This window comes from Shewanella sp. GutCb, assembly GCF_002836135.1.
Taxonomy (GTDB): domain Bacteria; phylum Pseudomonadota; class Gammaproteobacteria; order Enterobacterales; family Shewanellaceae; genus Shewanella.
Window position 1 is genome coordinate 1 of sequence record NZ_PJBL01000044.1, and the last position, 7826, is coordinate 7826.

A 7826-nucleotide genomic window follows, 5' to 3' on the forward strand; every position below is an offset into this window, starting at 1 on the left:
TGAGATGGCACTTCATCTTTCAACAGTAAACCTAAGGTCTAGTTTAGCATTTTAAAACACTGCAAGCCCTTAAGTAATATGAAGTATCCTTTCATATTAACATCATGCTGTCCATAGTTTAAGTGAAACCTTTTACTCTCCCAATTATATAATTGGCAGCTAAATTATGGTGGCCTTAAAAATGAAAAGTTAATATCCTATAGGACTTAACACCTATATTGTTATATGAGTATCACACCCATTATCTATTCCATAAATGTATTATTTGACAATTTATTAAGGTCCTTTTAATGGTGAAATCGTTGCTAGAAACAATCTAGTTGAGATGCCTCCCTCTATATGCTTATACACTTTGTAAATATTTATCCAAATAAAGATGGAAAATATGAGTAAAGATGAGTGTTCAAGGAGTCTATATCATTCACCTTCCAACGAAAGGTACGTAAATAGAAAAAAAATACGTAATTTATTTTCGAAAAACCTGCGAAGAGGATAATGACTCTCATCTCCACAGAAAACCATACTGGTAAGTAAAAGGTCATAAGAAATATGTAAGCTAAAAACGTAGATCACGCTATTGAATTGCTGTAAAATAGTTGATATGTATGAGTTTTTATGTTTATTTAATGATATCTTGGTAGAACCATGCAGTTCTTAACGACAGCCTTTTGTATTGTTTTACTTCTAGTCATTAACCCCATCAGGAAAAATAGCGTGGTTATAGTGTCAAATACAGTTGATAATTCTGACCCATTAGCCCATATATTGACACAATGGAATGCTGGAAACAAAGATGCTGAACAACAACTTTATCAATTTGCTTATCAAAAATTCCATCAACTGGCTAGTCAGGTAAAGAAAAATTCTACGGGGAAGATCAGTGAAAGTACACTGCTACAAATTTCATGCAATACGACCTCTCTTGTTCATGATGCCTTCATAAAAGTGAACAAAAGCAGAGATCTTAGGCCTGATACAACAAAGCAGCTATACATAATATTTTCAAATGTTATTTATTCAATTTTAATTGATAACATCCGAAAGTCTCAGGCTATTAAACGGAAGAAATTACTTTTTGTAACCGAGTATAAGAGTTTAGACAATATACAGAAAATTTTAGATATCGAACTGATACTAAATAAACTTTCCTTGACATACTCCCGTCAAGTTTCTGTTTTTATTTACAAGTATATTTGCTTAATGCCATCAAAAGAAATAGCAGATTTATTCTTAATTTCTCCATCTACGGTTGATAAAGATCTCTCTTTTATCAAAAATCAGCTATCAAATAATTATAACGATTAAATGCTATGTCCCCATCAAGGATGATAATAAAATGCCAAATCTTTACCTACACTATTGCCACCTAGTAGAACTTAGTGAAAAAGATAAAAACGAATATATTGACAGCCTTAAGCATGATGAGCATACCTATCTAGCATTAAAGAAAATGATGTTTGACGTTAAAATTGATATAACACAGATTTTTAATGACAGTATCAAACTAGCAGGTGAACATATAACCGGAAACATTTGTTACGGTGATAAAATATCTAAGTATAAAGTAACAGCATTGCTTGGAAAGGGTGGGATGGGAAGTGTCTATTTAGGTAAGCGACAAGATGGTGAATATACACAAGATGTAGCAATTAAAATCGTTCCGCTTGTTTTAATGAATAATAAATCAGAGCAGGTTTTTAATTATGAAGCCCAAACTCTCGCATCATTAAGCCATACCAACATCGTTTCAGTGTTAGATGCTGGTAGAGATGATCGTGGATTTGGTTATGTTGTGATGCAATATATTAAAGGTGAAACACTTAGTAAATATATAGAAAAAAATCAATTATCAGAAAGAATATTACTTAATGTTTTCATCCAAATTGTCAATGGGATAACTCACGCGCATGCCAATCAAATATTGCATAGAGATATTAAGCCAGAAAATATTTTAGTGGATGAAAGTGGCCATGTTCACATTATCGACTTCGGAATATCAACTTTTATCACCCCTACAAGCAATCATGATAAAATGCACATCAATGCATTATCCATGGCATATGCTTCACCAGAACAACGTTCAGGTAAGCGCATGACCATTAGATCCGACATATATAGCTTGGGGAGAGTATTAGCGACATTAATAGATGATAAGCCAATTTTACAAGCCATTGTAAATAAAGCTACTAAGTCGAGTGAGAGTGAACGGTATCAAACGACTACAGAATTAAATAATGATATAAATAATTATCTAACAAACAAACCTACGACAGTCTTAACTAGTCAGTGGAGGAGTGCAAGCCTTTGGTTTAAAAGGAACTTTATAGTCTTTTTTATAACCGTTTCGATAATGCTAATTAGTATTTTTTCTGCTGTAAAATATTATGAATCCTATGTCTTTGCACAGCAGCAGGCGATATTAGCAAATAGCAATTTAAAACTAGCTGAACAAATGTTGAAACAAGTCGATGTAAAAGTTGTTACTGAAGTTGAAAGGCAAAGAGCACTTGTTAATTCAGCTGGCAATATTGATATGGATTTATTGCCACTTACGCAGGCAGTCAGGTTTACGTTAGCCATCGCTAACGCATATAAAGCAATTGGTGATTACAACAAATGTCAGGAATATGTGTCTACATTGTTTAAATTAACCAGCAACAATAAAAAGTATACCGTTGAAAATATCATTTCCAGAAAGATTCAGATCGAGCTGGATGTTTTAAACAACAATAAAGATGATATGCAAAATCAGTTGATTAAACTAAATGCTGATTTAGCATTGTTAAAAAACAAAACTGATAATCGACTTTTCAATCTTCTTGATTGGGAAGTAGGTACAACGACTATTTCAAATGTGGAGTTGAAAAGCTTATTTAATACTTTAACACCAAGTTTAGTTCCACTAAATACAAGTCAAGATATTCTGCTGAAACACATCAAGCTAGTATCCTTATCCAGTGTTAGTATGGACGAACAGTTAGTTGGTGTGGAAACATTACTTGGAGAAATAGAGAGTAATATCTCAGATGTATCATCGAAGAGGTGGGTGAGTCTATTACATGACTGGTATTTGATGTCCAATGTTCAAGGAAGACAGTCTAGCAGTAATATTAGTGAGCGATTGATTGATAATGCTCAACTTCTTCAATCTTTACTTGATAGCAGTCACCCTTCAGTCTATGTACTTGCTATATTAGCAAAGCAGGCATCTGTAATTAATGGTTTCCTTCTTCCGGATAGTATTGCTGATATTTATAACAATATTGACCCTGGCAATCTTCCACCTTCCTATCAAACTAACTATTATATAATAGAGCTAACAGAATCAATCAAACAGAATGCTTTTATTGAATCTTATGAAATAATGAAAAAAGTGTATACTCAATTGCCATATTATGGTGAGAACGCACTGAATTATTATCTTCAATTCACTGTTTTTGCCAATAAATTTGGACGTCAAGATTTGTACATAGACCATTTGCAAACTTTAATTAACCATTATAATAAAAAGAAAAATCTTGGTCATGCCGCATACTTCACTTACGCATATTGTAGTAATTCCACCAAGATTAGTAGCCAAACTGTAAAGCAGAATACTCTGAGAGTTAAAGCATGTGATGAGTCAATGGCTTTCTATAAAAAATATCAAGGTGAAAAAAGTAATTTTTATATACTTTCGTTAATATCAAAGTTACGACATGTGACACAATCAAAAAATATTTCTGAAATTAACACTCTGCTAAAAAATGTTTTATCGGTTAAAGATAATATTACTTATCCAAAAACAGAGCAAATATATTATGCATCATTAGCTAAGGCCTACTTTGAACTGAGTCATTTTAACAAAGCCAAAAAGACCATTGACATGCTGCGTAGTCTTTCAGAAAATGATTTTGAAGCATTACTGCTTAATGTTGAGCTAATGTCATTAACTGGAGAAATTAACTCTGTTAACTTATCTGAAGAGTTGTTTGTTAATATCGATTGTAACACTGTCACTGATGTTCAAATTAGTGAAATTCAGGGCTATATCCGAGGCTCTAAGGTTAAACCATTTAATCTTTGTAGTGATAATATTAAATGGAAAGATATTGTTAAAGATGACAAGTTGAACACTGCAATTTACTCATCCGTGGACCATTTTTTGATAAGTTTGTGATCGAACAGCAATAGCATCAATAATTTTTACTTGTATCTCATTCCACCAATATACTTGAAAGTATATTGGTGGGAGTAAGTGCTCCTGGGAAGATGATTCAACTACGCTTGTACATGACAGTTGTAGAAATGGATGAGAACAATCATATATAGCTGAACTTTAGTCAGTGTATCTATTTACACTTAGAGACAGGGTGAATAGTTGTGGGGATTAGTCTCTCAAACAAGAAGTTGAAGTCACTTATTGTGCTTGACCAGAGTTGTAGGTAAATTAATTCTGCCACTACAGAAGAAGAAAGAAGGCACAGAAAGAGATTGATGCATTTAGTATGCTTATTATTTGTGAGTTTGACGTTAAATCTATAGGTGATAAATATGGAGTCTAGCGTTTTTGCTTGGAAACATTATAGAAAAGTAGATTAGACTAGTAAGACAAGAAATAGAGGTCGTGTGTGTCGCATCGCGGCACAAAGGGGACAAGGTTTTTTGGAACTATTAAGTTTTTGAATTGCAAATACAAAAGGTCGTATTTGGTCTCCCCACAGGGACTCGAACCCCGATCGATCGCTTAGGAGGCGACTGCTCTATCCTGTTGAGCTATAGGGAGACGTCAGTGATTATACTGGTTTTACTCCAGATGAACAGAGTACATATAAAGTCTTTGAATTCATTTGCTTGTTTATTGTTCGGTTAGAGTTTTATGGCCAGATCATTGATCTGAATATTAAGTGATGCGCTGAGGCCTTTAAGCACTGCCGTGGCACTTTCTTCGGTGACTTGGTCGATAGTGATAGTTGCTTTGCTCTTTCCAGCGACTGCACGCATGTTATCCAGTCTGTCGGGCATATTCTGTTGTAGTACCAATTGCAGTGTATCGCCGACACGAATACCGTTGCGTCGACCTATGTTGAGAATGATCCTATTAGCCTGCTTAGCAATCACTTGGCCTAACAAGGGTCGACAGTTAAGGGCTTGGTCAATATCTTGGCTAGCGTCGAGCAATACAGTGCTAATCATGGCGCCATATTCAGAACGCCAGAATTGGTCACTATTGGAGTTTACGGTTTGCTGCAGTGAAAATTCCCATTCAGCAGATTTCGAGTATTGTTTACTCCAGACCTTTTCCCCGCTAATCGCATGAAACAGCGATAACTTAAACTGAAACACTCGCATGGGGTCGTTTTCCCACAAGCCAAAAGTGCGGGTTGATGGCTCGGGTGATATATCGATGATTTCTGGCAGCAGTATGTATTGGCTGTCGGTAATTTCACCTAACCAGCTTGGCAGCCTATAACCGCGAACATCCACTAACGTCTGGTCGACATCTAAGCGCTCGTTTGCATGCAGGTGGGTAAAGCTGCTGCTTGAGTTTGCTTCAATCACTTGAGCGAGTTGTTCGGACAGGTTTTGCTCGAATAGGCCTAGGTTACCGTATCTGAGTTGTGAACGGTCTTTTATTGAGGCTTGCGGTACCAGAATAGAGGCTTTTAGCTCACTGGCTTGGCAGGCCTGCTCAAACGGTTCAATCATGTCGATGCGAATATTCACTGTTATGTAGCCGTCTTTTACCAGCTCGCTGACCATCTCAACCTGTTGGCTTTGTGCATTGCGGCTTAAGGTGAAGCTGTCATTCACGAGTTGACCATTACTGACGGTCTGTTCACTTGAAAAGTGTGCGCCTGTTTTCAAGGTGGCATAGCTTATTGCTTGCTCTATGGCATCTTCTCGGGCTTTAGCAAGGTTATTGTCTACAATCTTGGCTTGGCCTGTTGCTTGGGTCCACTTTGCTTGCACGGGTGCAGTGAGAACCAAAGAGCAAGCGAGAATAACCTTGATGATGCATGAGCCAAGTTTCATATTATTTTTCCAAGTCTTTACGCCAACATTAAGGCGTAATTATAAAGGTGACTGTTTGCCAAAAAGAGGAGGCAATGGTTTGCCGACAAAATGACAGTCTGAATCGATAAGCTTCTAATAAGCAATATCTATGCCCTTTATTGCTGATGGTACTAGATTCATGGGCATTAGACTAAATAGATAGCGATTGCATTAAACACGTTGCCAATTGGGAAAGGCACTGGCTTTTCAGTTCAAGGTGCATCAACGAGATAATAGCGAGTCTGGTTTTAGTCAGTGTCACTAGAAGTGCAATGCTTGAGTGATTAGAAATGAATGAAGCGATAGCGATGAGTATTAGTCATAAAGTTATTGATGCGAGCGCCGATAACAGCATTAGATAAACATATTCGTTTCGATTGGCCGCCGTTTGAGCAAAGCACGCTGCTACTGACTTAAAGCAAAGCGCTTGGGGTTGAATAGGCCAATCTCTGTGTCTGTATAACAGGAATAAAAAGATGTATAAGACATTAATTTTGCTACCGTTACTGCTGTTATTTGGCTGTGAAAATCTGCAACCTGTAGCATCTGATCAGCAGACGCTCGTGAGCGGCAATGGTTTGCCGCATTTGGCATCGATTAACTATCTGTCACAGCAGATGGTGAACGAGTTAGTTAGGCAAAATGACAGTTTAAAGCCTACAGAGCCGTTATTAGTGGCAACGCCAGTGATGTTGTCAGATTTAGCGACCACCAATGAATTGGGTTTACAGTATCAGCAAGGGCTCATTGCGGCATTGCATGATCATCAATTTAATTTGGTCGACATGAATGTGGCTGAAACATTACGAGTGACGCCCGCCGGTGACTTTATCCTGAGCCGAGATTGGCAGCAGTTACCCAGCGATATCGACGTTAGGCATGTTGTGGTTACCACCATGAGCCCAGACAAAGAGGGTGTGGCTATTTATAGCCGCATTGTTGATGTGAGCAATAACCGTGTGGTGTCTGTGGCACAGAGCTTTGTACCCATTGCGGCAATGCCGGGCATGTTAACTCACTCGCAAAAAGTGGTGTCTGAAAACGGTTTGTTGTATCGCTCTGAAAATTCAGGGCAACGTACGGTAACGATTGAAGGAGGCCTGTAGATGAAAGCAATTATGGTATGTGCGGCGTTATTGCTGGTTGTGTTAGGTGGCTGCTCAGCGCAGGATCGTTATGTGCAGTACGAGACCGAAGCGCCTGAGTCTTTTCCGACGTTAACCGCTATTGGTTATGCCACGCTGGCGAATCAACCCTCAAGCGACCCCGCTCAACGGGTGTTGATGGCGATGCAAGCTTCAAAAATTGCAGCGTATCGCGAGTTGGCCGAGCAGGTCTACGGACAACACCTGGCAGCGTCAAGCCAAGTCAGTGATTGGATGTTGTCGAGCGATAACATTAAAGCTTCAGTTTCTGGTGTGATCCGTGGTGCCAGAGTGGTCAATAGTTATCCTGCAGGCGAGCATTATGTCACTGAGTTGGAATTGGACTTTGAACAAGTTTGGGCTTTGTACCAGCAGCAAAACCGCTCGCAGAAGGTAAAAGAGATCACTTATTTTTAAGAGCCGGTTTAAAGTCGGTTCGGGCTGAGATGGTACAAGCAGGGACGGCATAGCAAGGACGGTTCGAGCTGGGAAGATCAAAAGAGTGTTAGAAATAGTTTGAGGGTTTTAGTCACTAATATTATTAAGGCTATAAAGCTAACGATCTAGGTTTCTACCGTCTTGGCATCTACCGTCTTAGCATCTACCGTCTTAGCATCTACCGTCTTAGCATCTACCGTCTTAGCA

General features: G+C 38.1%; 5 protein-coding genes and 1 tRNA gene. 4 read left to right on the forward strand and 2 right to left on the reverse strand.

What is annotated here, in order from left to right; translation table 11 throughout:
* Window positions 1–645 precede the first annotated feature (645 nt).
* Window positions 646–1305: an ECF-type sigma factor gene (locus CXF86_RS19705; RefSeq protein ID WP_102039853.1), complete on the forward strand. Its 660-nt coding sequence runs from the start codon at window positions 646–648 to the stop codon at window positions 1303–1305.
* Window positions 1306–1336: 31 nt separating this feature from the next.
* Entirely contained in the window at window positions 1337–4159 is a 2823-nt protein-coding gene (locus CXF86_RS19710; protein WP_102039854.1) for a serine/threonine-protein kinase, read from the forward strand.
* A gap of 530 nt (window positions 4160–4689) precedes the next feature.
* On the opposite strand, the gene CXF86_RS19715 is transcribed toward CXF86_RS19710, so the two are convergent.
* Window positions 4690–4765 (reverse strand) — tRNA-Arg (locus CXF86_RS19715).
* An 83-nt stretch (window positions 4766–4848) separates the two neighbouring features.
* Window positions 4849–6015 carry a flagellar assembly protein FlgT gene (locus CXF86_RS19720; RefSeq protein ID WP_102039855.1) on the reverse strand — a complete coding sequence of 389 codons (1167 nt, stop codon included), beginning with the start codon at window positions 6013–6015 and terminating at the stop codon, window positions 4849–4851.
* Between the two features lie 497 nt (window positions 6016–6512).
* Between CXF86_RS19720 and CXF86_RS19725 the strand changes: the two genes are divergently transcribed.
* Both CXF86_RS19725 and CXF86_RS19730 read left to right on the forward strand, forming a co-directional pair.
* On the forward strand, window positions 6513–7142 hold the full coding sequence (locus CXF86_RS19725) for a FlgO family outer membrane protein (RefSeq protein ID WP_102039856.1): 630 nt from the start codon (window positions 6513–6515) through the stop codon (window positions 7140–7142).
* Window positions 7143–7598 (forward strand): LPP20 family lipoprotein, encoded by a 456-nt coding sequence (locus tag CXF86_RS19730; RefSeq protein ID WP_101092244.1) that lies wholly within the window; start codon window positions 7143–7145, stop codon window positions 7596–7598. It abuts the gene before it with no gap.
* Window positions 7599–7826: the final 228 nt, after the last annotated feature.

Coding starts and splice junctions, on each gene's coding strand:
- CXF86_RS19705 (WP_102039853.1), top strand. CDS start 646: ATGCAGTTCTTAACGACAGCCTTTTGTATTGTTTTACTTCTAGTCATT.
- CXF86_RS19710 (WP_102039854.1), top strand. CDS start 1,337: ATGCCAAATCTTTACCTACACTATTGCCACCTAGTAGAACTTAGTGAA.
- CXF86_RS19720 (WP_102039855.1), bottom strand. CDS start 6,015: ATGAAACTTGGCTCATGCATCATCAAGGTTATTCTCGCTTGCTCTTTG.
- CXF86_RS19725 (WP_102039856.1), top strand. CDS start 6,513: ATGTATAAGACATTAATTTTGCTACCGTTACTGCTGTTATTTGGCTGT.
- CXF86_RS19730 (WP_101092244.1), top strand. CDS start 7,143: ATGAAAGCAATTATGGTATGTGCGGCGTTATTGCTGGTTGTGTTAGGT.